The sequence below is a fragment of the Microcella frigidaquae genome (assembly GCF_014200395.1).
Lineage (GTDB): Bacteria > Actinomycetota > Actinomycetes > Actinomycetales > Microbacteriaceae > Microcella > Microcella frigidaquae.
Genome location: NZ_JACHBS010000001.1, coordinates 1,806,560 through 1,833,464, shown reverse-complemented (window position 1 = coordinate 1,833,464; position 26,905 = coordinate 1,806,560). Strand labels below are relative to the sequence as shown.

Below are 26,905 nucleotides of genomic sequence, written 5' to 3'. Positions count from 1 at the left end.
GAAGGGAGCCGCGCCAACGAGTGACCGATAGACGCCGTCGAACAGCATCGCTCGTCACCGCGACGCGCGCGGCAGGCATACCGGGCTCAGTACTGCCAGGGGAAGGGCGACCAGTCGGGGGCGCGCTTCTGCAGGAACGAGTCACGGCCCTCGACGGCCTCGTCGGTGCCGTAGGCCAGCCGCGTGGCCTCGCCCGCGAAGAGCTGTTGACCGACCATTCCGTCGTCGGTGAGGTTCATGGCGTACTTCAGCATGCGGATGGCCGTCGGGCTCTTGGTGAGGATCGTCTCGGCCCAGTCGAGCGCCGTGGCCTCAAGTGACGCGTGCGGCACGACGGCGTTGACCGTTCCCATCTCGTAGGCGCGCTGCGCGTCGTACTCGCGGGCGAGGAAGAAGATCTCGCGCGCCACCTTCTGCCCGACCTGCTTGGCGAGGTACGCACTGCCGTAGCCCGCGTCGAACGAGCCGACATCGGCGTCGGTCTGCTTGAAGCGCGCGTGCTCGCGGCTCGCGATCGTGAGGTCGCACACGACGTGCAGCGAGTGCCCGCCGCCGGCCGCCCAGCCGGGCACGATCGCGATGACGACCTTCGGCATGAAGCGGATCAGCCGCTGCACCTCGAGGATGTGCAGCCGCGATGCGCGAGCCGGGTCGACCGTCTCGGCCGTCTCGCCCTCCGCGTACTGGTACCCCGCGCGCCCGCGGATGCGCTGGTCGCCGCCCGAGCAGAACGCCCAGCCGCCGTCTTTCGCGCTTGGGCCGTTGCCCGTCAGCAGCACCACGCCGACCCGCGGGTTCTGCCGCGCATCGTCGAGCGCCCGGTACAGCTCGTCGACCGTGTGCGGGCGGAAGGCGTTGCGCACCTCCGGCCGGTCGAACGCGATGCGCGCGATGCGCCCCGAGGTGTCGAGGTGGTAGGTGAGGTCGGTCAGGTCGTCGAAGCCCGGCGCGGCCACCCAGCGCGCGGCGTCGAAGGTCTCGGAGACGAACGGCTCGGCCATGCGGCCAGCCTACGCGCGCCGCCTGTTCGCAACTCAGGCTGTACGGGCAGTTGTGCGCCAGATACGCCGCACTTGTGGCCGTACAGCATGAGTTGCGAACACCGCACGTCAGACTGGGGGTATGGATGCCCTCCCGCCGCTCGACGAGGTGCTGGCCCGCGCCTACGTCGTGAGCGTGCCGCTCGTCACCCGGTTCCGCGGCGTCGAGCACCGCGAGGCCGTGCTGCTCGACGGCCCCATCGCCTGGAGCGAGTTCGCGCCCTTCGTCGAGTACGACGACGCCGAGGCGAGCACCTGGCTGGCCGCGGCCTTGAGCTTCGGCTGGGAGCAGTCGAGCGTGCCGCGGCTGCGGGCGAGCATCCCGGTCAACGCGACCCTGCCGGCCGTGCCGCTCGAGCGCGTGGCGTCGACCCTCGCCCGCTTCGGGGAGTGCCGCACCGTGAAGGTCAAGGTGGCCGAGCGCGGCGAGACCCTGGCCGACGACCTCGCGCGGGTCTCCGAGGTGCGGCGGCTTCTCGGGCCGGAGGGGCGCATCCGCCTCGACGCGAACGGCGCCTGGAACCTCGACGAGGCCGAGCACGCCATCCGCGCCCTCGAGCAGTTCGACCTCGAGTACGTCGAGCAGCCGTGCGCGAGGGTCGATGAGCTCGCCGAGCTGCGGCGGCGCATCCATCGGCTCGGCGTGCCGATCGCCGCGGATGAGAGCGTGCGCAAGGCCGCCGATCCCCTCGCCGTCGCCCGCGCGGGTGCCGCCGACCTGCTCGTCATCAAGGCGGCGCCGCTCGGCGGCATCGACCGTGCCCTCGCGATCGTCGCCGAGGCAGGGCTACCCGCCGTCGTTTCGAGCGCCCTCGACACGAGCATCGGCCTCGCGATGGGAGCCGAGCTCGCCGCCCGCCTGCCGCAGCTCGACCACGACTGCGGTCTCGGCACCGCCGCCCTGCTCGCCGACGATGTCACCGCCGACCCCCTGCGACCGGTCGACGGCGCCATCGCGGTGCGGCCGGTCGCCGCCGATGCGGATGCCCTCCGCCGCCTCGTCGCCGACCCGGCCCGCGCGGCCTGGTGGCGCGAGCGTCTCACGCGCTGCCACGCACTCCTTTCGGCCTGAGGTGCCGCGGCGCTAGCCTCGAGGCGTCCGACCGCGAAGCCTCACCCCGAGGAGCCACCATGCGCCGCGCCCCGATCGTCGTCACCGCCGCCACCGCCGCCCTGCTCGCGCTCACCGCATGCTCGGTCGGCGAACCGACCGAGGCCGAGACCGACGGAGCGACCGACCCGGAGGCGAGTGCGAGCTCCGACCCGGTCGACCCTACCGACCCCGGCTGCCTGGTCGGCGACTGGCGCATCGCGCAGGACCAGATGCAGGTGTTCTACGACGCGGTCTCGGCCGCGAGCGAGGGGCTCGCCCTGACGATCGTCGGCGACACCGGGCTGAGCTTCACCGACACCGAGTACCTGTACACGCCGGGCTTCACCCTGCAGCTGGAGGTCGCCGGGCTCGTCGGCGAGGGGGTCACGACGGGCTCGATCGGCGGCACCTGGACGGCCGACGCCGGCGTCATCACCACCGCCGTCGGCGACAACAGCCTGTCGACCATCGTCACGATCAACGGGGTGACGCAAGACGCCTCCGACCTTCTCGGGGGCATCATCGCCAGCGACCCCATCAATGAGGCGCCGTTCGACTGCAGCGATCCCACCGCGCCGGTGCTGCAATTCGACACCGGGAGCGGGCGGGTGCCGGTGGCGTTGACGCCGGCGGGTTGAGGAGAAGAACCGATGGAGTCGGGCCAGAGACCCGACCGCTCACGACAACAACAGGCCCGAGGCGGTGCCCTTTCGTATTCAGGCCTACAGGCCTGAATACGAGTGCAGCCCCTTGAACGCGATGTTCACGACCGTGTAGTTGAAGATCACGGCCGAGAAGCCGATGATCGCGAGCCAGGCCGAGCGGTCGCCGCGCCAGCCGCGCGTCGCACGGGCGTGGATGTAGCCGGCGAAGAGCACCCAGATGATGAAGGTCCAGACCTCCCTGGTGTGCCAGCCCCAATAGCGGCCCCACGCGCGCTCGGAGCCTGACTCGGTTTCGCGGACACCTGAGTTGAGGCGATGATCGTCTCGGAAGGAGTCCGTGAGATGCCTGCTGCCCACCCGCCGGAGTTCCGGCGTCGAGCCCTGGATCTGGTCGCGGAGGGAGACCCGGTCGCTCAGACCGCCCGCGGTCTCGGGATCAGCGAGTCCTGTCTTCGCAACTAAATGCATCGCGATGCAGTCGACTCGGGCCGCAAACCCGGCGCGACCTCCGACGAGCATCGCGAACTGGTCGAGATAAGGCGACGGTTGCGGGTGCTGGAGATGGAGAGCGACATCCACAAGCGCGCGTTGGCCTACATTGCGCGGGAGAACGTGCTGCCGGAATAGGGTTCCGGCTGGTCCAGGTGCTGAGCCGACTCGCGAGCAGCGTATGGTGCGCCGCGAGTGCTGGCCGAGTTGCGGCTCGGGCTTAGCGTTCACGTCGCCCGCAAACGTGTCGCCAGGCTGATGCGGCAAGACGGGTTGGTCGGCGTCTCGCATCGTCGCAAGCGGGGAGGCTGGAAGCCGGACACGGCCACGCACGAGGTCCTCGTAAATCGGCAGTTCCGCGCTGACGGGCCAAACCGGCTCTGGTTCTGCGACATCACGCAACACCGTGCGAAAGACGGCTGGGTCTATTGCGCTGCCGTGATCGACGCCTACTCACGCCGCATCGTTGTTGCGCCCCGGGTCTGGTGGAGGCTCCTGACATCCCGAAAGGATGAGGAGCATGCCGAAGCTATCGAAGTATCCGCCCGAGTTGAAAGAGCGCGCGATCCGTCTTGTGTTGGCCGCTCGTGACGAGGAGGGAGGTCGTCGAGGAGCGTGCACGCGTGTCGGGCAGCAGCTCGGGATTCCTAGCGACACGTTGCGAGGGTGGGTGCAGCGTGCCGAGGTCGATGGTGGTCTGCGGCCGGGGCGCTCCACGGACGATGCGGAGCACATCGCGAACCTGGAGAGAGAGGTGCGGGAGTTGCGTCGTGCGAACGCGATCTTGCGCACCGCGTCGGCTTTTTTCGCGGCGGAGCTCGACCGCCCACACAGCTGATGGTCGACTACATCGATGCGCACAAGGTCGAGTTCGGGGTCGAGCCGATTTGCAAGGAGTTGCCGATCGCCCCGTCGACGTACTACGCGTCCAAGAGTGCTGAGCCATCGGCTCGAGCCGTGCAAGACGACAAAGCGTTGACCGAGATTCGTCGCGTGCACTCGGAGAACCTCGGGGTTTATGGGGTTCGGAAGGTGCATGCGCAGTTGCGGCGGGAGGGGCACGCGTTTGCTCGCTGCACGGTGGAGCGATTGATGCGCTGCGATGGGCTGCGGGGCGTGTCTCGGCGCCGAGGACCGCGCACCACCATTGCCGGGAACCCTGCCGAGTTGCCGATGGACTTGGTCGAGCGGGCTTTCATCGCCACCGCCCCCGACCAGCTCTGGGTGGCCGACATCACCTACATTCGCACTTTCGCCGGCTGGGTCTATGCCGCGTTCGTGATCGATGTGTTCTCTCGCCGCGTGGTCGGCTGGCAGCTCTCCACCAGTTTGCGCACCGATCTGGCGTTGGACGCGTTGGAGATGGGCCTGTGGAACAGGAGGCGGCATGGCCGCGAGATAACCGGGCTGAAGCATCACAGCGACAGGGGCGTTCAAGGCGAATTCAACTGGTCGTCGCAACACCTCGATCAGGAGGTGTTCGATGGTTCGTCGTCAGCAGGGCGCGGACAGGGCGGTTCGTCCGAAGCTCCGCTCGCCGGGGCATCCGAAGTTCCAGAAGCCGGTCGAGGCGGCGTTCTGGGTGCAGATCGCGAAAGGGCTGCTCGCGGAGGAAGCCGCGGGTGTTGTCGGCGTGGCGTCCGCGGTCGGCGCGAGATGGTTCCGACACGCTGGCGGCATGGCGCCGTTCGACATCACCCAGCAGCCGTCGGGCCGCTACCTCTCGTTCGCTGAGCGCGAGGAGATCGCGATTCTCAAGGAGAAGGGCAAGGGCGTTCGCGAGATCGCTCGCTCCATCGGCCGCGATGCCGGGACGATCTCTCGCGAGCTGCGGCGCAACGCGGCCACGCGGGGCGGGAAGCTGGAGTATCGGGCCTCGGTCGCGCAGTGGAAGGCGGACATGGCCGCGAAGCGACCCAAGGTTGCGAAGCTTGTCGCGAACCTGAGGCTGCGCGCGTATGTCGAGGATCGCCTGTCGGGGAAGATCACCCGCTCCGATGGCACGGTCGTCACCGGTCCCGAGCCGCCGCGGTTCACCGGGAGAGGCAAGCCGCATCGGAAGGACAGGGCCTGGTCCTGGGCTTGGAGTCCGGAGCAGATCTCGCACCGGTTGAGGATCGACTTCCCGGATGATGAGTCCATGCGCATCAGCCCAGAGGCGATCTACCAGTCGCTCTACATCGAGGGCCGCGGCGCGCTCAAGCGCGAACTCGTCTGGAGCCTCCGTACGGGCAGGGCGCTGCGCGTCCCGAGGGAGCGGTCGCGGCGCAAGACCTGGGCGCACGTCACGTCGGAGACGCTCATCAGCGAACGGCCAGCGGAAGCCGACGACCGCGCTGTTCCAGGCCATTGGGAGGGCGATCTGCTGATCGGGTTGGAGCGCTCCGCGGTCGGCACGGTCGTCGAGCGCAAGACCCGTTACACGCTGCTCGTCCACCTCCCGCGAGAAGAGGGTTATCGGCACAAGGAAACGCCGAAGAACGGGCCGGCGTTGGCTGGCTACGGCGCAGTCACGATGAAGAACGCTCTCGCGAACACGATGTCGGCGCTGCCGGCGCAGCTGACACGTTCGTTGACCTGGGATCGCGGCAAGGAGATGTCTGCTCACGCGCAGTTCCGCGTCGAGACGGGCATCCCAGTGTTCTTCGCCGATCCGCAGTCGCCCTGGCAGCGCGGCACGAACGAGAACACGAATGGCCTGCTGCGTCAGTACTTCCCGAAGGGCACCGACCTGTCCCGATGGAGCGCCGAAGACATCGAAGCCGTCGCATTCGCGCTGAACACGCGCCCTCGCAAGTCGCTCGGGTGGATGACCCCCGCGGAGGCCTTCAACGAGCAGCTACTGTTGCTCCAACAGGCCGGTGTTGCATCGACTGGTTGAGCCCGGTCAATATCGAGCGATTCGCTACACCGAACGACTCGCCGAGGCCGGCGCGGTCGCCTCGGTGGGGTCCCGAGGAGATTCCTATGACAACGCCCTGGCCGAGGCCTTCAACTCGCTGTTCAAGGCAGAGCTCGTGCGCCACCGCGGGCCGTGGAAATCGATCGACGATCTGGAGTTCGCCGTCGCGGAATACATCGACTGGTTCAACAACCGACGGCTGCACTCAGCGAGGTGACGTCCCGCTGAGTGGTGGAGTTTCTCAACACCGTGCGGGTCAGCTGTTGTGATTATGCCGCAGCGAGTTCCGGGATCGCGACCTCCTCTTCGGTGACGTTCAGGAGCTTCATGGAGTGCTCGCTGAAGTAGCGGCGGTCAGCGCCGTCCCATTCGTCGTGTTGCTCGATCAGGACGTGTCCGGCCAGGCGCAGCAACGCGGCGGGGTTGGGGAATGTGCCGACGACGTCGGTGCGGCGTTTGATCTCCTTGTTGACCCGCTCGAGCGGGTTCGTGGACCAGATCTGCCGCCAGTGTGTGGCGGGAAACTGACAGAACGCGAGGATGTCGTTCTGCGCGTCCTCGAGCATGCCGGCGATCTTCGGGTGCGACCTCGAGAGCATGCGGACGACTTCGTGGAATTGGGTGAACACGTGCTCGGTGTCTGGCTGGGCGAAGATCGTGCGGATGATCGACGCGACCATCGGCCCAGCGGTCTTGGGGACGTTGGCAAGCACGTTGCGCATGAAGTGGACCCGACACCGCTGCCATGACGAGCCTTGGAAGACGGTGTCGATCGCCGCGATCAGCCCGGTGTGCGCGTCGGAGATCACCAGCTTCACTCCGCCCAGCCCGCGGGCCTTCAGCGAGCGAAGGAACGCGGTCCAGAACGGTTGCGATTCGGTGTCCCCGACCTCGAAGCCGAGGACTTCCCTGCGCCCGTCGGCGGCGACACCGACCGCGACGACGACGGCTTGGGAGACGACCCGCCGGCCGACGCGGGCTTTGCAGTAGGTCGCGTCGAGGAACACGTACGGGTACGTGCTGTCCGCGAGCGGCCGATCGCGGAACGCCGCGACGTCCTCGTCGAGGTTGCTGCAGATCCGCGACACCTCCGACTTGCTGATCCCGGTGTCGGCACCGAGCGCCTTCACCAGGTCGTCGACCTTGCGGGTGGAGACGCCGTGGACGTACGCCTCCATCACGACCGCGAACAGGGCCTGATCGACCCGGCGGCGGCGTTCCAGCAGCGACGGGAAAAACGATCCCTGCCGCAGCTTCGGGATCCGCAACTCCAGCTCCCCCGCGGTGGTGGTGAGGGTCCGCAGCCGGGTCCCGTTGCGCTGCGTCGTACGGTCCGGGGAGCGTTCGAACGGGGCAGCGCCGATGAACGCAGCTGCTTCCGCGTCGATCAGCTCCTGGTAGAGCGTCTCGGTCGCGACCCGGATCCGGTCGTTCACATCGGTGAGTTTCAGTTCCCCGAGTAGCTCGAGGAGGGCAGACTGGTCAAGAGCCATCGTGCGTTTGTGTCCTTCCGTGAGATTCCTAGACAGTTCTCACTGACCATCGCACGATGGCTCACCACGTCCACGACGTGACACCCGAGCCGGGAAACTACACCAACCCAGGGGACGCCACCCTCAGCGATCGGGATGATTCCCCCCGTTGAGTCCGAGCAGGGCTACTACGATTCACACCACACGCCCGTCGCGGACAGCGAACGGGTCACAACGAGCCTCCGATGAACCCGGGGCGCAACACTGCAGACACATGACGAACGGCGCGAACTCGATCTGCGTCGGGGCGTCTCGACTCGTCATGTGACCCTGATCGGTCCGCAGGGCCGGCAACTGAGCGTCGTGCAACGCTCCTTCGTCTCCCTGCATGATCCCCACCTGGCTGTGCTCGAGACGACGATCCGCGCCATCGGATGGAGTGGACCCGTCACTCTCAGCGCGGGGATTGACGCCGGGGTCCGCAACACGAACGTGGCCGCCTACATCGGGTCAGACAGCACACACCTGACGTCACCGACGTTCACCCGGGTCGGCGACACGCTGCTCTGCGAGGTAGAGACCCGGAACAGCCGAATTCGGGTCGCCACCGCCCTCCGCGTGGATTTCACCGGCGCCGACGCAGCCCGGCCTCGGGAGGTCAGAGAAGCGGGGCGGCAGTTGAGCACGACGGTCGAGCTCGAACTGACCGAGGGACGGCCGGCGACGCTCACCAAGACGGCCTCGATCTTCACCTCCCGCGACTCCGCCATCGCTTCGCCAGGAACGGCCGCAGTCGAACGACTCCAGGTTCTCGCGGGCGACACAGAAGGCGAGCTGCATCGTCACGAGGCGGCGTGGGAGCGTTTGTGGGAGCGTTTCGCCATCACGATCGAGGCTGACCCGCGCAGCCAGCTCGTGCTGAACCTTCATCTTTTCCACCTGCTGCAGACACTGTCACCCCACTCTGCCGATCTGGATGCCGGCGTGCCGGCTCGCGGCTTGCACGGAGAAGGCTACCGAGGGCACGTGTTCTGGGATGAGCTGTTCGTGCTGCCCGTGCTCGGCCCGAGAACGCCGCACGTTGCCCGGGGCTTGTTGAACTACCGATGGCGCCGGCTGGAATCCGCCCGCGCAGCGGCACGAGCGACCGGATTACCCGGAGCGCTGTTCCCGTGGCAGAGCGGCAGCGACGGGCGCGAGGAGACACCGCACGAGCTCTACAACCCTCGATCTGAACGATGGATGCCCGACCACTCCCGCCGTCAACAGCACGTCGGCCTCGCGGTCGCGTATAACGCCTGGCGGCACTACCAGGTGACGGCCGATCGTGACTGGCTCGCCGAGCGAGGCGCCGAACTCATCATTGGGGACTGATGCACGTTTAGGTGACAGGTTTAGTCACGCGGCAACGGCCGTGCTGGTGCTCATCATGGTCTCGAACTCGATGGGGGTCAAACGGCCCAACGCGGCCTGACGGCGTTGCCGGTGATACTTCCGCTCGATCCAGGTCACGATCGCGATTCTCAGCTCCATGCGGGTGGTCCAGGAGCGGCGGTTCAGGACGTTCTTCTGCAGCAGCGCGAAGAAGCTCTCCATGGCGGCGTTGTCTCCGGCAGCACCGACGCGGCCCATCGATCCGACCAGGCCATGACGCTCCAACGTGCGCAGCACTTTCCGGCTTCGAAATTGACCGGGCTCAACCAGTCGATGCAACACCGGCCTGTTGGAGCAACAGTAGCTGCTCGTTGAAGGCCTCCGCGGGGGTCATCCACCCGAGCGACTTGCGAGGGCGCGTGTTCAGCGCGAATGCGACGGCTTCGATGTCTTCGGCGCTCCATCGGGACAGGTCGGTGCCCTTCGGGAAGTACTGACGCAGCAGGCCATTCGTGTTCTCGTTCGTGCCGCGCTGCCAGGGCGACTGCGGATCGGCGAAGAACACTGGGATGCCCGTCTCGACGCGGAACTGCGCGTGAGCAGACATCTCCTTGCCGCGATCCCAGGTCAACGAACGTGTCAGCTGCGCCGGCAGCGCCGACATCGTGTTCGCGAGAGCGTTCTTCATCGTGACTGCGCCGTAGCCAGCCAACGCCGGCCCGTTCTTCGGCGTTTCCTTGTGCCGATAACCCTCTTCTCGCGGGAGGTGGACGAGCAGCGTGTAACGGGTCTTGCGCTCGACGACCGTGCCGACCGCGGAGCGCTCCAACCCGATCAGCAGATCGCCCTCCCAATGGCCTGGAACAGCGCGGTCGTCGGCTTCCGCTGGCCGTTCGCTGATGAGCGTCTCCGACGTGACGTGCGCCCAGGTCTTGCGCCGCGACCGCTCCCTCGGGACGCGCAGCGCCCTGCCCGTACGGAGGCTCCAGACGAGTTCGCGCTTGAGCGCGCCGCGGCCCTCGATGTAGAGCGACTGGTAGATCGCCTCTGGGCTGATGCGCATGGACTCATCATCCGGGAAGTCGATCCTCAACCGGTGCGAGATCTGCTCCGGACTCCAAGCCCAGGACCAGGCCCTGTCCTTCCGATGCGGCTTGCCTCTCCCGGTGAACCGCGGCGGCTCGGGACCGGTGACGACCGTGCCATCGGAGCGGGTGATCTTCCCCGACAGGCGATCCTCGACATACGCGCGCAGCCTCAGGTTCGCGACAAGCTTCGCAACCTTGGGTCGCTTCGCGGCCATGTCCGCCTTCCACTGCGCGACCGAGGCCCGATACTCCAGCTTCCCGCCCCGCGTGGCCGCGTTGCGCCGCAGCTCGCGAGAGATCGTCCCGGCATCGCGGCCGATGGAGCGAGCGATCTCGCGAACGCCCTTGCCCTTCTCCTTGAGAATCGCGATCTCCTCGCGCTCAGCGAACGAGAGGTAGCGGCCCGACGGCTGCTGGGTGATGTCGAACGGCGCCATGCCGCCAGCGTGTCGGAACCATCTCGCGCCGACCGCGGACGCCACGCCGACAACACCCGCGGCTTCCTCCGCGAGCAGCCCTTTCGCGATCTGCACCCAGAACGCCGCCTCGACCGGCTTCTGGAACTTCGGATGCCCCGGCGAGCGGAGCTTCGGACGAACCGCCCTGTCCGCGCCCTGCTGACGACGAACCATCGAACACCTCCTGATCGAGGTGTTGCGACGACCAGTTGAATTCGCCTTGGCTGCCTCTGTCGGAATGGACCACGCAGCCGGCAACGTCGCCGCGGCGGGCGATCGCGTTCTGAAGCGCGTTGACGACCAGGCGGGCCTGCATGCGGTCGGAGATGGAATAGCCCACGATGCGGCGGGAGAACACGTCTTTGATCGCGCAAAGATAAAGCTTCCCTTCCGCAGTCCTGTGTTCCGTGATGTCGCTGAGCCAGAGCTGGTTCGGGGCATCAGCGGTGAAGTTGCGCATGACGTGGTCATCGAAGACCGGAGGGCCCGGCTTCTTGCCCCGCTTCTTGCGGGTCTTGATGATCGCGGCCATGATCCCGGCCTTCGAGCACAATCGCCACGCGGTTCGATCCGCCATCGGGAACCCGGCATCGCGCGCTTCGTCGGCCAACAGTCGATAGCCGAACTCGACGTCGTCCTCATGGGCGGCGGTGAGGGCAGCAACACGCTGCTTTCGGAGCTGCTCGGCGGGACCTTCAGGGTTTCGCACCCATCGGTAATACGGGGCGCGCGCAAGCTTCAATACCCGACACGACACCGCCACGGGAATCCCGTCGACGGCGAGCTCACTTACGAGCGGGTAGAACCTTTTCCCGGCAGGGAGCCCTGGGAGACATACGCTAACGCGCGACGCAGCACCTCAGCTTCTTGCTCCAGCAGACGAATGCGTTTGTTCGCCTCCCGCAGCTCCGCCGACTGCTCACTCGTGACGCCCGGCTTCACGCCGTCTTCCACATCAGCACGGCTCAACCACTTCGACAGCGTCATCGGGTGAACGCCGAAATCGGCGGCGATCTGTTCCAAGGTGACGCCGGGCTCGCGGCTACGGGCGACCCGCACGACGTCCTGGCGGAACTCGATCGGATAGGGCTTGGGCATGAGGTTCATCCTTCCAGGCCGCCCTTACGGGCAAGCCAGATCAGATGTCACCTATCCGTGCATCAGTCCCTTGAGGTCGCTCGATACTTCGCCGCCTCCGTCGAGTACGACGAGGCGACCGATCGCTTCCACATTTCAGGCGTGATGGGTCCAGACGAATACCACGACGGTTACCCAGACGCCCCGGGTGCAGGAGTTCGAGACAACACCTACACGAATGTGATGGTCGCCTGGGTGTGCCAGCGCGCTGGCGAAGCACTCGCGGAACTCGCCGGTCATCTCCGCGACGACATCACCGACCGTTTGGGAGTCGGTCATGACGAGATCGAGCACTGGGCTCACGTGAGCGAACGTCTCGCCATCTGCGTGCACGCTGACGGGATTCTCAGCCAGTTCGATGGCTACGAGAGCCTCGTAGAACTGGACTGGGCCGGCTACCGGGAGCGCTACGGCAATATCGGTCGGCTTGATCTCATCCTCGAATCCGAAAACGACACCACCAATCGGTACAAGCTCGCCAAGCAGCCGGATGTCGTCATGCTCGTCTATTTGCTCGGCCACGACCAACTGAGGCACCAGCTCGCCCGACTCGGCTACCCCTGCTCGCACGACGACATTGTTCGTACCGTCACGTACTACCTCGAGCGCACCTCGAACGGTTCCACCCTCAGCCAAGTCGTGAACGCATCCGTGGCCACGTCCCGCTGAGTGGTGGTCTTTCGTTTCCACGCGATGATCAGCTGGCTGCAGTCTAGGCGGCCGTGATCTCGGGCAGCATCACCGCGTCCTCGACCGAGCTGGTGGCGGTGAGTTCGGCCATGGACGCTTCGGAAAAGTAACGGCGGTCGCCAGCTTCCCATTCGTCGTGCTGCTCGATCAAAACGGCGCCGGTCAGGCGCAGCAGGCTGGCAGTGTTCGGGAACACTCCGACGACGTCGGTGCGACGTTTGATCTCACGGTTCAGCCGTTCCAGCGGATTCGTCGACCAGATCTGCCGCCAATGCCGGGCGGGGAAGTGCTTGAACGCCAGCACGTCGGCTCGGGCATCGTGGAGCATCTGGGCAGCCTTGGGGTGAACGCGGTCGATCATGCGAGCAACCTCCTCGAACTGCGCGTCAATATGCTCAGCGTCGGGTTGGGCGAAGATCGTGCGGATGATCGAGGCCACCATCTCCTGCCGACCCTTAGGCAGGACGGTGAGCACGTTGCGCATGAAATGCACGCGGCACCGCTGCCAGGCCGCTCCCTGCACCACCACCGCGATAGCTGCTTTCAAACCCGCGTGCGCGTCGGAGATCACCAGCTTCACCCCGGAAAGCCCTCGAGCTTTCAACGATCGCAGGAACGCTTTCCAGAACTCCTCCGTTTCGCTGTCGCCCACGTCAAAGCCGAGCACCTGACGGTGCCCGTCAGCGGTGATCCCGATCGCGACCACAACCGCTTGAGACACCACCCGCCCGTCGATGCGAACCTTGCAATAGGTGGCGTCCAAGAAGACGTAGGGGTAGGCGATCTGAGACAGGGATCGGTCGCGGAATGCCGCAACCGTCGCGTCCAGGCCGGCGCAGATGCGAGACACCTCGGACTTCGAGATGCCCGTGTCGGCGCCGAGCGCCTTGACCAGATCGTCAACCTTGCGGGTGGAGACGCCGTGCAGGTAGGCCTCCATCACCACGGCGAACAGCGCCTGATCGACCCGGCGGCGCCGCTCCAACAACGACGGAAAGAAACTGCCGGCCCGCAGCTTCGGGATCCGCAACTCCAGATCTCCCGCAGTGGTCGACAGGGTGCGCAACCTCGCCCCGTTGCGAGTCGCAACGCGCTCGGCGGTGCGCTCGTAGGGTCCGGCGCCGATCACCGACGCGGCTTCGGCGTCGATCAGTTCTTGGTAGAGCCGTTCGGTCATCTGACGGATGCGGTCGGTGGTGTCGGTGAGTTTCAGCTCGGCGAGCAGCTGAAGCAGGGCAGACTGATTGAGGGCCATCGTGCGATCTCCTGTCGTGAGTAACTTGGTCGTTCTCACTGACCATCGCACGGTGGCCCCTCACGTCAACGACACGACGCTCAGGACCGGAAAGTCCACCACCCCACGGGACTCAGGCGGCTTGACCTCGTCACCATCGCTGCCAAGGGAGCCCACACCCAGACGCACAATCACTACTGGACGATCCAACTCACCCGCCCCGCAACTCGCGACGAGGTGATTGCCGCGCTTCGGGCGGCACCGAGAATTGCGTTCATCCGCATTTCCGACGGGCTCGTGGCGCTGAACTCCACTATCGAACTCATGCGTGACCTCGGCCGTCCCCGAGGCGACATGTGGGAGGTCGCGGTATGGGAAGACCTCGTGACGGTTCAGGGCGACGAGGTCTTCTTGACGTACCAGGTCTACAACGAAGCGATCGTCATTCCCGAGACCATTGACGCGATCCGTGCGCTGACGAAGCTCGCTCCGGATGCCGCGTCATCGATGGCGATCACCGACTCGACGCTGGGTATGCGAAAGGATTTCCTCTCAGCGCAGCTTCCCTGAACGACGGTCTCGAGCATCCGAACCCCTGACGGATTCTGTAAGTGGCGACGAGACGGCGACCCTCACGCGACTAGGGCGTACCGCCCAGAGTTTCAACGCGTTCACGGTATTCGTCGGTGGTCAACTCGCCCCGGGCGAACCGCTCATCGAGAATCTGTCGCGGCGTCGGCGTCATCGCTACAGGCGGGTTGCCCCTGCTCGTTCCGGCCGTCGAATTGCGGACCAGAACCACCACGAGAACCACGACCCCGATGACGAAGAGACTGCCGACAACCCACATCCAAGCCCAGCCGTCGTATCCGTATCCCCACATCATGATCGTGCCCTTCTGAACTTTTGCGCCGGTGCGCCGCAGTGCCATCGCACTGGTACGCACTAGCGTCCTCTACGCCGAGCCCCGCCGCCACGGCCTTTAGTCCCCAATGTTCGACAGTTCGCCCGTATGGTCCCCACGCCGTCGTCCTCGGTAGGGGACGAACTCTTCGAAGAAGTCCTTGCGGCCCTCGTCAAGTACCGCTTCGACGATGTCGGCGCACCGTTAGCTGGCTGGACGGCAGTTGCTCCGGTTCTCGACGAACCACGGATGCTCACCGACAGGTGCGTCGAAACAGCCCCAGTATCAATCGACGAGTCTGCTGCGAATCTACTGGTCAGCCTCGTCGTCCGGGGCGCGGCAGAATGCCGGCAGAGTTCAGGGCGAGCCAGGCGGACACGTCAGCGCGCGCGACGACCCCGGTCACATGGAACCCGTCGATCGCGAACACGGCGCAAGCAGACGCGCACGAAGCGCACCCAGAAATAGAGTGAGACACGTCGAGGTCTTTCCGTTGGAGGAGTGTAGGAACTCCCATCGTGGAAGACCTCGACCCCCACCCCCGACCGCCACGCCCGCGACCCTCACCCCCGCTTCATGACGAAGAGCCGATAAACGCCGCACAATGGCCCGCTCAGCCCAAGTTGCGAACAAGACCCACCAGACTGGGGGCATGGATGCTCTGCCCGAGCTCGACGACGTGCTCAGCCGCGCCCACGTGGTGAGCGTTCCGCTCGTGACGCCGTTCCGCGGCGTGGACCGCCGCGAGGCCGTGCTGCTCGACGGCCCGGCCGGATGGAGCGAGTTCAGCCCCTTCGTCGAGTACGACGACGCCGAGGCGAGCACGTGGCTCGCCGCGGCCCTCGACTTCGGGTGGCGCGACTCGGGCGCACCGGCGGTCAGGGAGAGCATCCCCGTCAATGCGACACTGCCGGCCGTGCCGCTCGACCGCATCGCGCACACGCTCAGCCTGTTCGGCGACTGCCGCACGGTGAAGATCAAAGTGGGCGAGCCGGGCGAGACACTCGCTGACGACGTCGCGCGCGTGGGCGAGACGCGGCGGCTGCTCGGGCCTGCCGGGCGCATCCGCCTCGACGCGAACGGCGCGTGGACGGTCGACGAGGCCGAGCACGCCGTGCGCGCGCTCGAGCAGTTCGACCTCGAGTACGTCGAGCAGCCGTGCGCGAGCGTGCCCGAGCTCGCCGAGCTGCGGCGGCGCATCCACCGCATCGACGTGCTCGTGGCGGCCGATGAGAGCGTGCGCAAGGCCGCCGACCCGCTCGCGGTCGCGCGTGCCGAGGCCGCTGATCTGCTCGTCATCAAGGCCGCACCGCTGGGCGGCATCGACCGCGCGCTCGCGCTCGTCGCCGAGGCGGGGCTGCCGGCCGTCGTGTCGAGCGCCCTCGACACGAGCATCGGGCTCGCGATGGGCGCCGAGCTCGCCGCACGCCTGCCCGCGCTCGACTTCGATTGCGGGCTCGGCACCGCCGCCCTGCTCGCCGACGACGTCGTTGCCGCGCCGCTGCGACCGGTCGACGGCGCGATCGCGGTGGGCCGCATCGCCGCCGACCGGGATGCCCTGGGCCGGCTCGCCGCCGACCCCGAGCGCACCGCAGCCTGGCGCGAGCGCCTCACGCGTTGCCACGCCCTGCTCGCCGGCTAGTCAGCAATTTCTCGCGCGGGGCAGCCGGGGCGGAGTTACTCTCGACTCATCCCCCGAACCGTAGGAGCCCTCATGCGCCGTGCCCCGCTCGCCCTGACCGCCTCGACCGCGGCCCTGCTGCTGCTCGTCGGATGCACGACGTCGTCCGAGGGCGACCCGGCCGTCGACCCCGGCGCGACCGCCGAGCCCACTGCTCCTGAGACCCTGAGTCTCGAACCGCCGGAGTGCCTCATCGGCGAGTGGACCATCACGCAGGAGGAGCTGCAGGTGTTCTACGACTCGGTGCGCGACGCCACGGATGGTGCTGTCACCTTCGTCGTCGAAGGCGACACCGGCCTGTCGTTCACGGAGGCTGACTTCGCGTACACCCCTGACCTCACGCTCACGATCACGACCCCGGCGACCGCGGGAGTCGCGACCCTCTCCGGATCGATCGCGGGCGGATACACCGCCGACACCACAACGGTGACGACCGCCAATGAGACCGTCGACGTCGCCTACGACTACATCGTCGACGGCGTCGCGCAAGACGCCTCGGTGATCTTCGGCAACGCCGTGCTGGGCGCACCGATCAACGGCGGCGACTACGAGTGCACCCCGGCCGGACCGCTCATCAGTTTCGACAACGGCTTCGGTCGCGTGCCGGTGCAGCTCGTGCCGTTGCGGTAAGGGCGACGCTCTTCTCCGTCAGCTCGCAAAGATGGCGGGGAACTCGAGCACGATAGCGATCACGATCACCGCGTAGTTCGCGAAGACGAGCGTCAGCACATGAGGCGCAAGAATTCTTCCGGCGGATCGAGTCGCTTCGTTTCCCCACGCACCATGGCTCAGGCTGACGACGACGGTCGCCCACCACAGGGGAATCGTCGCCGCCCACACCACGAGGCAGTACGGGCAGAGCACGCCGATGACAAAGGTGCTCTGCACGAAGAGCCACGTCACAAATGCCCATGCGCCCAAGTGACCCAGAACGAAGGCACGCCAGAACCACGGGGCGAATCGTCCCCCTGCGAGCAGTACCAAGCCCACAACGACGGGAACGACGAAGCCCGCCACGCCGATGATGGGATTCGGGAAGCCGAGCAGTGAGGCTTGCCATCTGTCGAAAAGCGCGCCGCAGGATACGAAGGGGTTGATGTCGCAGGAGAGTGTGACCGCAGGATCTTGAAGGGTTCGGATTCGCTCAACCAGAAGCAATGTTGACGCAATCCATCCGACAACCCCACCCACGATCAACATGACGGCGAACGCCCGTAGTGGTCGCACTGAGCTCGCTCCGGGTGGAGCACTGTGCTCTAAGAGTTCAGTCTTCACTTCCATCGTTCGTCTCTTCGCTGTTGCTGTCAGCAGTGTAGTTCTCCGCCGCCACAGTAGATCTCAAGGTCGCCGGGTACCATCGGAGTCGTGCCAAACTCGCGTACTCTCCCTCGCGCGCAAGCGCTTTCGAAATCGATTGGCAGGCACTTCGCTCTCGTTGTTATCGCTTTCGCGGTTGTTATGACGGCGCTCTTCACTGTCGATCATGTCGAACCGACCGCCGCGTCGTCAGGCCACAGTTCGGTAGAGACTGTTGACAGAGCCATCGACGCGGGCCGCGGTTGCGTCGGTGGCGACCGTGTAGTGGCATCATTCCCCTTTGCCGCCCCGGTCGCGCCCGTCGTTCCTGACGCGAAAGCCCAGCTCTTCTCTGGCTGGGATCGACGCATTGACCCCGGATGCACGACGTGGGCGCAATTCGAACGAACCGCGTGGATGCGCGCTGACGAGCCCGACCGTACCGCGCTCGAGATACACCGCGCCTGAGGCGGCGCCAACGCGCGCTTCTCGCTTCATCGCCACTTCGTGACAATTTCCTGATCCGAAACTCGGCGCCCCTCTTGCATGTCCGTCCCTCGGGTCTCGAGAAAGGCCTTCTCCATGTTGTCCAGCACCAACGTCAAGATCTCCCTCGCACTCTCGGGTGCGATTCTCCTCGTCGTCATCGCCTTCATCTTCGTTGCTGTCATGCAAGCGCCATCTCCCGCAGCCGCTCCCGGCCAAGAGAGACCATCTCAGACCACAGAGTCGGTGCTCCAAGCGGATACTCACATCCTCGACAACGCGGGTGAGGGTGCCGTCACGCTCGTGGAGTTCCTCGACTTCGAATGCGAGGCCTGCGGGGCCTTCTATCCGGTCGTGGAAGACCTACGTGAAGAGTTTGCGGGCGAAGTGACCTTCGCATTCCGATACTTTCCGCTTCCCGGCCACACGAATTCGGTGAATGCTGCCATCGCCGTTGAGGCGGCCGCACAGCAAGGCAGACTCGAAGACATGTTCGCGCGCATGTACGAGACGCAGATCGAATGGGGAGAATCTCAAGAGTCGAAGGCAGCACTTTTTCGGCAGTTCGCCGGTGAGCTTGGTCTCGATCTCGTCGCATACGACGCGGCGGTTGCCGCGCCTGAGACGCTCGAGCGTGTGATGGCCGACTTTGACGCCGGCGTAGCTCTGGGGGTTCAGTCAACCCCGACCTTCTTTCTGAACGATCGCCCCGTGCAACTGTCGTCGTTCGACGATTTGCGAACCGCAATCGAGGCCGAGCTTCAGTAACGGCCAGGCGACATTGACCCGATGAGTCTCGTGAACACACCTTTGCCTCCACCCGGCTTGGGGGAGTTCCTCGGCGTGTCTGCGACCTCGTCGTTCGTCATGCCGATTGCGGCAGCGGTGTTGGCCGTGGCGTACCTCATGGCCGCGGTAGGGCTGTGGGTGCGCGGCCGGCGCTGGTCTATTGCCCGCACGATCTCGTTCATCGTCGGGTGCGTTCTGGTCGCCCTCACGACGGGCTTGTCCCTTGACGACTACAGCCAGGTCATGCTTTCAGTGTTCATGTTTGAGCAACTGACGCTCATGATGCTGGTGCCGCCGCTGCTCGTGCTCGGCTCACCCATCCGCCTCATGCTGCGAAGTGTGCCGCACCGCGGCCTTGGCAGGCTCGTTCTCGTTGCGGGGCTCTCCTCGCTTCGCAGCAGGCTGCTCCGGTGGGTGCTTCACCCTGTCGTGAGCGTGCTGTTGTTCCTGTTGCTCTTTTACGGTCTCTACCTCGGCGACCTCGTCGACCCGATTCTCGCGTTGCCCGCCGGTCATGTGTCGCTCGAAGTGGTGTTCTTGGTGGCGGGCATCCTGTTCGCCATTCCCATCGTGAGCGATGATCCTGTGCCGATTCGCATGACCTACCCCGCCCGGGCTCTCGATCTCTCGGCCGAAGTGGCGCTTCACGCCTTCTTCGGAGTGTTTCTGATGATCAGCCCGACCCTGATCACCGACCACTTTGCGAATCCGCCGGCATCCCTCGCGATCGATCCGCTTGTCGACCAGGGCATCGCGGGCGGCTTGGCATGGTCGTACGGCGAGGGCCCGACCGTACTGATTCTGCTGTACATCTTGCACCGGTGGTTTCGCGATGACACACGAAAAGCAGAGGCGGCGGATGTCCGCGCCGACCAATTCGGAGACCCCGACCTCGACGCCTACAACGACTACTTGGCGCGCCTCCGTGGTCGCGGGCACAAACGAGAACATTCCGGCCGTGGCGGGGACGATCTGCGTGTGAACGACACTGATTCCTCACCGACTCCGAAAGGCGGCCCACAGTGAAGCAACGATCGAACCCAGATGAGCCCCAGACTGTGCGCCGAATAGCTCTCGCGCCCGGACTCGTCGGCTCCGTCACCGCGATTCTCAGCGTATTCGCGATCGGCACCGAGTGGTTCTTCGTTGTCAGCTTCGTCATTGCCGTGGTCGCGCTCATCATCGGATGGTTCGCGGTTCAGTCGCGCCAGTGGTGGTGGCTGCCTCTTCCAGCCGCGATCGCCGTGGTGTGGAATCCGGTGTTTCCTCTGGCTTTTGCGGACGGGGTCTGGCTCCCCCTGCAGTACATCGCTGCCGCCGCGTTCATTGCCGCTGGTCTCAGCATCCGGGTGTCGGACGACGTTCAACGGTGAGCAGATCGCTGAAGACGTTCTGCACGAGCTTCCTCCACTTGCGTTGACGATGCCGGTAGAACAAGGCTGCGTAAAGCCAGTACAGGGGTGTGAGAACACCGGCGTTGATCTCAATCGTGTCGGAGTAGCGCGACCCGTCTCTCTCGGGCCTGACCGCGATCAGGTGGTCCCACTTCTTTAGCCCGATCTCGCCGTGCTCCCGCGACTGCATAGTCCGCGTACGGTCATCAACACTTTCGATGAGAATCGTTCTGGTCCCGACCGGAATGACCGAGAACATGAAGCTTCGACCGTCGTATGCAGTTCCCGGAATCCAAGCGCCCCGGGTTTCTCCATCGAGGGGAGAAAACTTGCCCATTGGGGAGATGACGTGAGCCTGAGTCCCGTGGGGTGGTGGACTTTCCGGTCCTGAGCGTCGTGTCGTTGACGTGAGGGGCCACCGTGCGATGGTCAGTGAGAACGACCAAGTTACTCACGACAGGAGATCGCACGATGGCCCTCAATCAGTCTGCCCTGCTTCAGCTGGCCTGAGTCCCGTGGGGTGGTGGACTTTCCGGTCCTGAGCGTCGTGTCGTTGACGTGAGGGGCCACCGTGCGATGGTCAGTGAGAACGACCAAGTTACTCACGACAGGAGATCGCACGATGGCCTGAGTCCCGTGGGGTGGTGGACTTTCCGGTCCTGAGCGTCGTGTCGTTGACGTGAGGGGCCACCGTGCGATGGTCAGTGAGAACGACCAAGTTACTCACGACAGGAGATCGCACGATGGCCCTCAATCAGTCTGCCCTGCTTCAGCTGCTCGCCGAGCTGAAACTCACCGACACCACCGACCGCATCCGTCAGATGACCGAACGGCTCTACCAAGAACTGATCGACGCCGAAGCCGCGTCGGTGATCGGCGCCGGACCCTACGAGCGCACCGCCGAGCGCGTTGCGACTCGCAACGGGGCGAGGTTGCGCACCCTGTCGACCACTGCGGGAGATCTGGAGTTGCGGATCCCGAAGCTGCGGGCCGGCAGTTTCTTTCCGTCGTTGTTGGAGCGGCGCCGCCGGGTCGATCAGGCGCTGTTCGCCGTGGTGATGGAGGCCTACCTGCACGGCGTCTCCACCCGCAAGGTTGACGATCTGGTCAAGGCGCTCGGCGCCGACACGGGCATCTCGAAGTCCGAGGTGTCTCGCATCTGCGCCGGCCTGGACGCGACGGTTGCGGCATTCCGCGACCGATCCCTGTCTCAGATCGCCTACCCCTACGTCTTCTTGGACGCCACCTATTGCAAGGTTCGCATCGACGGGCGGGTGGTGTCTCAAGCGGTTGTGGTCGCGATCGGGATCACCGCTGACGGGCACCGTCAGGTGCTCGGCTTTGACGTGGGCGACAGCGAAACGGAGGAGTTCTGGAAAGCGTTCCTGCGATCGTTGAAAGCTCGAGGGCTTTCCGGGGTGAAGCTGGTGATCTCCGACGCGCACGCGGGTTTGAAAGCAGCTATCGCGGTGGTGGTGCAGGGAGCGGCCTGGCAGCGGTGCCGCGTGCATTTCATGCGCAACGTGCTCACCGTCCTGCCTAAGGGTCGGCAGGAGATGGTGGCCTCGATCATCCGCACGATCTTCGCCCAACCCGACGCTGAGCATATTGACGCGCAGTTCGAGGAGGTTGCTCGCATGATCGACCGCGTTCACTGTCGACAACGCTCGAAAATTGGACAGTATCGACGCTTGAAAAGTGAACACTCGACGATTGGAGAGTGATCACTTTGGAAGATTGGGCATTGATTCGGAGGTTGGCTGCGGAGGGCGTGCCGAAGGCGCGGATCGCGGCGCGGTTGGGGATATCGCGGACCACGGTGGTGAAGGCGGTGCAGTCAGATTCCCCGCCGAGGTATCAGCGCAAACCTGCCTCGTCGTCCTTCAGCCCCGTCGAGGCGCGGGTGCGGCAACTGTTGGAAGACAATCCCGAGTTGCCGGCTGTGGTGCTCGCGGAGCGGGTCGAGTGGACGGGGTCGATGAGCTGGTTCCGTCAGAACGTGAAGCGGCTGAGGCCGGATCATCGCCGGATTGATCCCGCGGACCGGCTCACCTGGGAGCCAGGAGATGCTGCGCAGTGTGATCTGTGGTTCCCGCCGCGGAAGATCCTGTTGGAGGACGGCACGCTGAAGCTGCTGCCGGTGCTGGTGATCACCGCCGCCCATTCCCGGTTCACCGTCGCCACGATGATCCCGACTCGCAAGACGGAGGATCTCTTGTTGGCATCGTGGGAGCTGATCCAGCAGTTGGGTCGCGTGCCGCGCAGACTGATCTGGGATAACGAGCCTGGCATCGGCCGGGGTCGGTCTGGCGCCGATGGTGTTGCCTCCTTCATGGGCACGTTGGCGACGAGGTTGGTGTTGTTGCCGCCCAGAGATCCGGAGTCCAAGGGCATCGTGGAGCGACGCAACGGCTGGTTCGAGACCTCATTCATGCCCGGCCGTTCCTTCATCTCCCCGGCGGACTTCAACACTCAGTTCTCCGACTGGCTCACTCGCGCGAACTCGCGGGTGGTGCGCACGATCAAGGCGCGCCCGATCGAGAGGATCGATGCTGATCGTGCCGCGATGCTGCCCCTGCCGCCAATCCCGTTGCATTTGGGGTGGCGCTCCAGGATCCGGTTGGGACGCGACTACTACGTTCGGTTGGACACCAACGACTACTCCGTCGATCCGAGCGTGATCGGTCAACTCGTCGATGTCACCGCGGACCTGCACCGCGTCCGGGTTCGCGCCGCGGGACGCTTGGTCGCCGATCACCCCCGAGCGTGGGCGCGGGGGATGACGATCACCGATCCGGTCCACGTTGAGCGTGCGGCACGCTTGCGTCAACAGTTTCAGGAGCCACGCCCGGTTCGCGTTGCTGATGATCTGGCCCGCGACCTTGGCGACTACGACCGCGCATTCGGCCTGACCGGTGAGGTCAGCTGATGGCAACCTCGAAGACGTCCTCGGAGTCGGTGAAGCAGATCACCTATCTCGCCGCCGCGCTCAAAGCGCCCCGGATCGTGGAGGCCGCCACGCGCCTGGCTGACCAAGCCCGAGATGCCAGCTGGACGCACGAGGACTACCTCGCCGCCGTGCTGGAGCGCGAGGTGTCCGCTCGGAACGCCTCCGGAGCAGAGCTGAGGATCAAAGCCGCAGCCTTGCCGACCCGCAAGACGTTGGAAGACTTCGACTGGGACGCTCAACCGGCAACACGTCAGCAGATCGCAGCACTGGCCTCGGGGGCCTTCCTCACCGAGGCTCGCAACGTGGTGCTGTTGGGCCCGCCCGGCACCGGCAAAACGCACCTCGCGACAGCGCTCGGGATCGTCGCGGCCCGCGCCGGGCATCGCGTGCTCTTCGCGACAGCGACGGACTGGGTCACCCGCCTCACCGACGCCCACCGGCAAGGTCGCCTCCCGCAAGAGCTCGCGCGGTTGCGGCGTTACGGGCTGATCATCGTCGATGAGGTCGGCTACCTCCCCATCGAGCAAGACGCCGCGAACCTGTTCTTCCAACTCGTCTCTTCCCGCTACGAACACGCCTCGCTCATCTTGACCAGCAACCTGCCGTTCTCCAGCTGGGGCAACGTCTTCGGCGACCAAGCCGTCGCCGCGGCGATGATCGACCGCATCGTGCACCACGCCGACGTGCTCACCCTCAAGGGCGCCAGCTACCGACTGCGCGGCCGAGGCATCGACAGTCTCCCCAGCAGTCGCACCACGACCGACAACACCGCTGGCTAGACTGCCCGCAACCGTTCACTTTTCCAGCGTCGGAACCGTCCAGAACTCAAGCGTCGTCGACATTCACCCCAAGGCTGCCCAGATGCTCCACGATGCCCGAGCCGACGTGCTGGCGTTCAAGCACTTCCCCGCCCGGCATTGGCGGCAGATCTGGTCGACGAATCCGCTGGAACGGCTGAACCGTGAGATCAAACGTCGCACCGACGTCGTCGGAGTGTTCCCGAACACTGCCAGCCTGCTGCGCCTGACCGGCGCCGTTTTGATCGAGCAGCACGACGAATGGGAAGCTGGCGACCGCCGTTACTTTTCCGAAGCGTCCATGGCCGAACTCACCGCCACCAGCTCGGTCGAGGACGCGGTGATGCTGCCCGAGATCACGGCCGCCTAGACTGCAGCCAGCTGATCATCGCGTGGAAACGAAAGACCACCACTCAGCGGGACGTGGCCTCTGGGCTGGGTTTCGGTACGCCGAACTGTGAAGTTGCAGCACCTCTTCGGTTGCCGATGCCCACGTCGGCATCCGGGGGGTCTGAAACGGTCCCGTGGCAACCACGACCGCTGGTGCTGTGTAGATTGCCGACTCCGTCGCGACGGTGAACAGTTCGCCACGTTTTGTGACCTCGAGAACTGCCTGATCAAGCACGACATTGAGGTCGAAGTTCTTGGCGTACTGCTGCAAGTAATCGGCTACCTCGTCCCTAGACGGATACCCATCCGCGTCGCCCGATAACGGGAGGTCTGGAAGGCCGCTATACGCTCGTGGAGTTAAGAGGGTCAAGCTGTCATACCGTTCGCGCCACGTACTCCCAATGGCGTTGCTTGCCTCCAGGATGAGGTAGTTCAATCCCTGCTTGTGAGCGTGACGGCCAGCGGCAAGTCCAGACTGACCTCCACCGATAATGATGAGTTCGTACTCTTGGGCCATGAGTGTTCGTGTGACTCGCATTTCTCAGCAGTAGATTCGGGCAATTCCTCGCACCCGAATAGAGGGAAATTCTTGATGCCCGTTGTGTTCCCCGTCAGTGGAGGTCGTGCGACGGCACTGCTCCTGCGGGTTCGAGCTGGAAGGTGGCATGGTCGATCGCCACGGGAAAGTGCTCGGAAACGCACGTCTGCAACGCTTGCGTGATTTCGGGCGCATGACCGTCATGGAAGCATTCCGCCTCGACAACGACGTGCGCGGTAAGCACCGGAAGCCCTGTCGCGATCTGAGTGATATGCAGGTCGTGCACATCGACGACATGGTCTTCGTCGAGAAGGTGCTGACGAACGGCGTCGAGGTCGATACCGCGGGGTACCGACTCCAACAGCACGTCGACAGCGTCGCGCAACAGTCGCAGCGTGCGGGGAATGATCAGGGTCGCCACCAGCAAAGCGGCAACCGTGTCAGCCTGCTGCCAGCCCGTCGTCATTATGACGATCGCCGCGCCGATGACCGCAACCGACCCGAGCGCGTCATTGAGTACTTCCAAGAAGGCAGCGCGCATATTGAGGTTGTCGCCCCGCCCGCCAGACAGCACCACAATCGACCCGACGTTGGCCAGCAGACCCACCACGCCGAAGATGAGCAATTCGACGCTGGCGATTTCGGCCGGCCTGCTGAAACGCTGCACGGCTTCGACTGCCACGAAGATGCCGACGGCCAGCAAGACAGAGGCTTGCACGGTGGCAGCGAGCACTTCGGCGCGGCGTAACCCCCAGGTGCGCCGCGATGTGGCTGCTCGCTCCATGAGCCGCGCCGCGATGAGGGCAATGAGCAACCCTCCCGCATCGGTCAGCATGTGTGCAGCATCCACCAGCAAGGCCAGCGAGCCGGTGATGATCGCCCCGATCACTTCGGCGACCAGCACGCTCGCCGTGAGGGTGAAGGCGATCGCCAGGCGTCGGCGATTCACCGTGCCACCGGTGTGGGAGTGGCCTTCAGGGCTCACGAGTGGCCCTCACCCTCATGGCGATGGGTATCGCGTGCAGCTGACTCCATGATCTCGCCCACCGCCGTTGCACAGGTGTCACCGTTCCATGCCTCGATTCCTTCCCGAACGGCGAATGCACCGATGATCAGGGCGACGACCGCGTCGGCCCAGGCCCATCCGAACGCGGCATTCGCCACAAGCCCGATGAGAAGCGACGCCGACAAGAGGGAACAGATCAGGGTTTGCTTCGAGTTCGCCACAACAGAGGCAGAGCCAAGTTCTGTGCCCGTTCGACGCTCAAGCAGAGAGAGAACGGGCATGACGACAACACTCACCGCGGCAAGCGCGATACCCACGCCGCTCGACTCTGGACTCGTCACGCCCGTCAACGTCAGCACGGAGCCGACGATCGTGTAGGCGGCGAGCGCAAAGAATGCGAGCGCGATCACCCGCAAGACCGACTTCTCGTAACGCTCAGGGTCGCTGCGCGTGAACTGCCACGCCACTGCGGCTGCCGAAAGAACCTCGACGCCAGAATCAAGACCGAACCCGATGAGCGCTGCCGAAGCCGCTTCGGTACCGGCGGCGAGCGCAATGATGCCCTCGATCAGGTTGTAGGCGATGGTCACCGCAACGATGATCGTGACGCGGCGACGCAGCACCGCGGTGCGGTTCGGGGTGGGAATCGTTCGCGGCGAGGCCGTCACGCGGTCACCGCGCATTCATCGTCATCGGGTGCACAGTCAAGGCTGTTGTCGACGACGAGCACGACGTCAACCAGGTCATGCAAGGCGTGCCGCAGTCGTGCGTCAGAGATCTCGTAGAGCACTCGCCGCCCCACAGGCTCGGCAACCACGATGCGACAGTCGCGCAGGCACGCGAGGTGGTTGGAAACACTTTGCTTGGTGATGCCGAGTTCGTGCGCGAGATCAGCGGGGTACCGTGCGTCGTCGAGTAGCGCCAGCAGTATGGCTGACCGGGTTGGGTCAGCAAGCGCTTTCCCGACTCGACGCAGCGCTGTCGTGCGCTCAGCAATGGAGACCGTCATGCTCAAACAGTACACCCACTCGT

28 protein-coding genes, 8 pseudogenes and 1 other annotated feature are annotated in these 26,905 nt (G+C 65.2%); of the genes and pseudogenes, 21 read left to right on the top strand and 15 right to left on the bottom strand.

Annotated features, from left to right (window positions below; genetic code table 11):
* Nucleotides 1-86 precede the first annotated feature (86 nt).
* A complete protein-coding gene (locus BJ959_RS09045; protein ID WP_153982260.1) occupies nucleotides 87-1,001 on the bottom strand; it encodes a 1,4-dihydroxy-2-naphthoyl-CoA synthase in 915 nt (304 codons plus the stop codon).
* A 121-nt stretch (nucleotides 1,002-1,122) separates the two neighbouring features.
* On the opposite strand from BJ959_RS09045, the gene BJ959_RS09040 reads away from it, so the two are divergent.
* A complete protein-coding gene (locus BJ959_RS09040) occupies nucleotides 1,123-2,112 on the top strand; it encodes an o-succinylbenzoate synthase (protein WP_153982261.1) in 990 nt (329 codons plus the stop codon).
* Between the two features lie 59 nt (nucleotides 2,113-2,171).
* Nucleotides 2,172-2,771: a hypothetical protein gene (locus BJ959_RS09035; RefSeq protein ID WP_153982262.1), complete on the top strand. Its 600-nt coding sequence runs from the start codon at nucleotides 2,172-2,174 to the stop codon at nucleotides 2,769-2,771.
* Nucleotides 2,772-2,855: 84 nt separating this feature from the next.
* On the opposite strand, the pseudogene ccsA reads toward BJ959_RS09035, so the two are convergent.
* A pseudogene (gene ccsA, locus BJ959_RS09030) lies at nucleotides 2,856-3,077 on the bottom strand (cytochrome c biogenesis protein CcsA); the annotation flags it as partial.
* A gap of 183 nt (nucleotides 3,078-3,260) precedes the next feature.
* Here ccsA and BJ959_RS09025 point away from each other — a divergent pair.
* The 7 genes and pseudogenes from BJ959_RS09025 to BJ959_RS09005 form a co-directional block, all read left to right on the top strand.
* Nucleotides 3,261-3,425: a hypothetical protein gene (locus BJ959_RS09025; protein WP_153982263.1), complete on the top strand. Its 165-nt coding sequence runs from the start codon at nucleotides 3,261-3,263 to the stop codon at nucleotides 3,423-3,425.
* A gap of 39 nt (nucleotides 3,426-3,464) precedes the next feature.
* Nucleotides 3,465-3,575 (top strand): annotated as a pseudogene (locus BJ959_RS13085) (helix-turn-helix domain-containing protein); the annotation flags it as partial.
* Nucleotides 3,561-3,878 (top strand): DDE-type integrase/transposase/recombinase, encoded by a 318-nt coding sequence (locus tag BJ959_RS13080; protein WP_424960747.1) that lies wholly within the window; start codon nucleotides 3,561-3,563, stop codon nucleotides 3,876-3,878. The pseudogene BJ959_RS13085 and the gene BJ959_RS13080, both read left to right, overlap by 15 nt.
* Nucleotides 3,808-4,125, top strand: coding sequence for a transposase (locus BJ959_RS09015; RefSeq protein WP_047570703.1), 318 nt, complete (start codon nucleotides 3,808-3,810; stop codon nucleotides 4,123-4,125). Before BJ959_RS13080 ends, BJ959_RS09015 begins: the two co-directional genes overlap by 71 nt.
* Nucleotides 4,086-4,199, top strand: a sequence feature (AL1L pseudoknot). It overlaps the preceding gene by 40 nt.
* A pseudogene (locus BJ959_RS12710) lies at nucleotides 4,125-4,712 on the top strand (IS3 family transposase); the annotation flags it as partial. (Overlaps the previous feature by 75 nt.) The gene BJ959_RS09015 and the pseudogene BJ959_RS12710, both read left to right, overlap by 1 nt.
* A 58-nt stretch (nucleotides 4,713-4,770) precedes the next feature.
* Nucleotides 4,771-6,168: an IS30 family transposase gene (locus BJ959_RS09010; RefSeq protein ID WP_183321856.1), complete on the top strand. Its 1,398-nt coding sequence runs from the start codon at nucleotides 4,771-4,773 to the stop codon at nucleotides 6,166-6,168.
* 7 nt (nucleotides 6,169-6,175) lie between these two features.
* A pseudogene (locus BJ959_RS09005) lies at nucleotides 6,176-6,391 on the top strand (integrase core domain-containing protein); the annotation flags it as partial.
* Nucleotides 6,392-6,458: 67 nt separating this feature from the next.
* Here BJ959_RS09005 and BJ959_RS09000 read toward each other — a convergent pair.
* Complete coding sequence (locus BJ959_RS09000) at nucleotides 6,459-7,682, bottom strand: IS256 family transposase (protein WP_166194845.1); 1,224 nt, start codon at nucleotides 7,680-7,682, stop codon at nucleotides 6,459-6,461.
* Between the two features lie 243 nt (nucleotides 7,683-7,925).
* Between BJ959_RS09000 and BJ959_RS08995 the strand changes: the two genes are divergently transcribed.
* Complete coding sequence (locus tag BJ959_RS08995; RefSeq protein WP_279535964.1) at nucleotides 7,926-9,035, top strand: glycoside hydrolase family 65 protein; 1,110 nt, start codon at nucleotides 7,926-7,928, stop codon at nucleotides 9,033-9,035.
* Between the two features lie 24 nt (nucleotides 9,036-9,059).
* Here BJ959_RS08995 and BJ959_RS08990 read toward each other — a convergent pair.
* The 4 genes and pseudogenes from BJ959_RS08990 to BJ959_RS08980 form a co-directional block, all read right to left on the bottom strand.
* Nucleotides 9,060-9,350, bottom strand: a pseudogene (locus BJ959_RS08990) (integrase core domain-containing protein); the annotation flags it as partial.
* A gap of 7 nt (nucleotides 9,351-9,357) precedes the next feature.
* A complete protein-coding gene (locus BJ959_RS08985; RefSeq protein WP_183321856.1) occupies nucleotides 9,358-10,755 on the bottom strand; it encodes an IS30 family transposase in 1,398 nt (465 codons plus the stop codon).
* A 58-nt stretch (nucleotides 10,756-10,813) separates the two neighbouring features.
* Nucleotides 10,814-11,344: pseudogene (locus BJ959_RS13075) on the bottom strand (DDE-type integrase/transposase/recombinase); the annotation flags it as partial.
* A gap of 26 nt (nucleotides 11,345-11,370) precedes the next feature.
* Nucleotides 11,371-11,679 (bottom strand): IS3 family transposase, encoded by a 309-nt coding sequence (locus BJ959_RS08980; protein ID WP_047571054.1) that lies wholly within the window; start codon nucleotides 11,677-11,679, stop codon nucleotides 11,371-11,373.
* Nucleotides 11,680-11,736: 57 nt separating this feature from the next.
* Here BJ959_RS08980 and BJ959_RS08975 point away from each other — a divergent pair, with 57 nt between their 5' ends.
* Nucleotides 11,737-12,387: a glycoside hydrolase family 65 protein gene (locus tag BJ959_RS08975; RefSeq protein ID WP_207949387.1), complete on the top strand. Its 651-nt coding sequence runs from the start codon at nucleotides 11,737-11,739 to the stop codon at nucleotides 12,385-12,387.
* Nucleotides 12,388-12,430: 43 nt separating this feature from the next.
* Here the strand turns inward: BJ959_RS08975 and BJ959_RS08970 are convergent, their stop codons facing one another.
* On the bottom strand, nucleotides 12,431-13,663 hold the full coding sequence (locus tag BJ959_RS08970) for an IS256 family transposase (RefSeq protein ID WP_183321849.1): 1,233 nt from the start codon (nucleotides 13,661-13,663) through the stop codon (nucleotides 12,431-12,433).
* A gap of 216 nt (nucleotides 13,664-13,879) precedes the next feature.
* Between BJ959_RS08970 and BJ959_RS08965 the strand changes: the two genes are divergently transcribed.
* The gene (locus BJ959_RS08965; RefSeq protein WP_243739093.1) at nucleotides 13,880-14,212 is read left to right on the top strand and encodes a hypothetical protein; all 333 of its coding nucleotides are present in this window, start codon (nucleotides 13,880-13,882) and stop codon (nucleotides 14,210-14,212) included.
* Nucleotides 14,213-14,282: 70 nt separating this feature from the next.
* On the opposite strand, the gene BJ959_RS08960 is transcribed toward BJ959_RS08965, so the two are convergent.
* Nucleotides 14,283-14,588 carry an SHOCT domain-containing protein gene (locus BJ959_RS08960; RefSeq protein ID WP_341800066.1) on the bottom strand — a complete coding sequence of 102 codons (306 nt, stop codon included), beginning with the start codon at nucleotides 14,586-14,588 and terminating at the stop codon, nucleotides 14,283-14,285.
* A gap of 610 nt (nucleotides 14,589-15,198) precedes the next feature.
* Here BJ959_RS08960 and BJ959_RS08955 point away from each other — a divergent pair.
* Both BJ959_RS08955 and BJ959_RS08950 read left to right on the top strand, forming a co-directional pair.
* Nucleotides 15,199-16,188, top strand: coding sequence for an o-succinylbenzoate synthase (locus BJ959_RS08955; RefSeq protein WP_153983170.1), 990 nt, complete (start codon nucleotides 15,199-15,201; stop codon nucleotides 16,186-16,188).
* Between the two features lie 72 nt (nucleotides 16,189-16,260).
* Nucleotides 16,261-16,857, top strand: a complete 597-nt coding sequence (locus BJ959_RS08950; protein WP_153983171.1) for a hypothetical protein — start codon at nucleotides 16,261-16,263, stop codon at nucleotides 16,855-16,857.
* 18 nt (nucleotides 16,858-16,875) lie between these two features.
* Here the strand turns inward: BJ959_RS08950 and BJ959_RS08945 are convergent, their stop codons facing one another.
* Nucleotides 16,876-17,508, bottom strand: coding sequence for a vitamin K epoxide reductase family protein (locus BJ959_RS08945; protein WP_153983172.1), 633 nt, complete (start codon nucleotides 17,506-17,508; stop codon nucleotides 16,876-16,878).
* Nucleotides 17,509-18,105: 597 nt separating this feature from the next.
* Here BJ959_RS08945 and BJ959_RS08940 point away from each other — a divergent pair.
* From BJ959_RS08940 to BJ959_RS08930, 3 genes are read left to right on the top strand one after another with little or no spacing between them, the layout of a single operon-like run.
* Nucleotides 18,106-18,777 (top strand): DsbA family protein, encoded by a 672-nt coding sequence (locus tag BJ959_RS08940; RefSeq protein ID WP_153983173.1) that lies wholly within the window; start codon nucleotides 18,106-18,108, stop codon nucleotides 18,775-18,777.
* 21 nt (nucleotides 18,778-18,798) lie between these two features.
* Nucleotides 18,799-19,824: a cytochrome c oxidase assembly protein gene (locus BJ959_RS08935; protein WP_153983174.1), complete on the top strand. Its 1,026-nt coding sequence runs from the start codon at nucleotides 18,799-18,801 to the stop codon at nucleotides 19,822-19,824.
* Entirely contained in the window at nucleotides 19,821-20,171 is a 351-nt protein-coding gene (locus BJ959_RS08930; protein ID WP_047566724.1) for a DUF6804 family protein, read from the top strand. Before BJ959_RS08935 ends, BJ959_RS08930 begins: the two co-directional genes overlap by 4 nt.
* Here the strand turns inward: BJ959_RS08930 and BJ959_RS08925 are convergent.
* Complete coding sequence (locus BJ959_RS08925; protein WP_153983175.1) at nucleotides 20,137-20,451, bottom strand: hypothetical protein; 315 nt, start codon at nucleotides 20,449-20,451, stop codon at nucleotides 20,137-20,139. The genes BJ959_RS08930 and BJ959_RS08925 overlap by 35 nt on opposite strands.
* Nucleotides 20,452-20,935: 484 nt before the next feature.
* On the opposite strand from BJ959_RS08925, the pseudogene BJ959_RS08920 reads away from it, so the two are divergent.
* From BJ959_RS08920 to BJ959_RS08905, 4 genes and pseudogenes are all read left to right on the top strand, one after another.
* Nucleotides 20,936-21,841: pseudogene (locus BJ959_RS08920) on the top strand (IS256 family transposase); the annotation flags it as partial.
* Between the two features lie 71 nt (nucleotides 21,842-21,912).
* A complete protein-coding gene (istA, locus tag BJ959_RS08915) occupies nucleotides 21,913-23,121 on the top strand; it encodes an IS21 family transposase (protein WP_183321862.1) in 1,209 nt (402 codons plus the stop codon).
* Complete coding sequence (gene istB, locus BJ959_RS08910; RefSeq protein ID WP_152584343.1) at nucleotides 23,121-23,921, top strand: IS21-like element helper ATPase IstB; 801 nt, start codon at nucleotides 23,121-23,123, stop codon at nucleotides 23,919-23,921. The genes istA and istB overlap by 1 nt, the downstream gene beginning before the upstream one ends.
* A 67-nt stretch (nucleotides 23,922-23,988) precedes the next feature.
* Nucleotides 23,989-24,309: pseudogene (locus tag BJ959_RS08905) on the top strand (transposase); the annotation flags it as partial.
* A 15-nt stretch (nucleotides 24,310-24,324) separates the two neighbouring features.
* Here BJ959_RS08905 and BJ959_RS08900 read toward each other — a convergent pair.
* From BJ959_RS08900 to BJ959_RS08885, 4 genes are all read right to left on the bottom strand, one after another.
* Nucleotides 24,325-24,846 carry an NAD(P)-binding domain-containing protein gene (locus BJ959_RS08900; protein WP_165879068.1) on the bottom strand — a complete coding sequence of 174 codons (522 nt, stop codon included), beginning with the start codon at nucleotides 24,844-24,846 and terminating at the stop codon, nucleotides 24,325-24,327.
* A gap of 94 nt (nucleotides 24,847-24,940) precedes the next feature.
* Nucleotides 24,941-25,852: a cation diffusion facilitator family transporter gene (locus BJ959_RS08895; RefSeq protein WP_047566725.1), complete on the bottom strand. Its 912-nt coding sequence runs from the start codon at nucleotides 25,850-25,852 to the stop codon at nucleotides 24,941-24,943.
* Nucleotides 25,849-26,556, bottom strand: coding sequence for a cation diffusion facilitator family transporter (locus BJ959_RS08890; protein ID WP_052225796.1), 708 nt, complete (start codon nucleotides 26,554-26,556; stop codon nucleotides 25,849-25,851). Before BJ959_RS08890 ends, BJ959_RS08895 begins: the two co-directional genes overlap by 4 nt.
* Nucleotides 26,538-26,882 (bottom strand): ArsR/SmtB family transcription factor, encoded by a 345-nt coding sequence (locus BJ959_RS08885; protein ID WP_047566726.1) that lies wholly within the window; start codon nucleotides 26,880-26,882, stop codon nucleotides 26,538-26,540. Before BJ959_RS08885 ends, BJ959_RS08890 begins: the two co-directional genes overlap by 19 nt.
* Nucleotides 26,883-26,905: the final 23 nt, after the last annotated feature.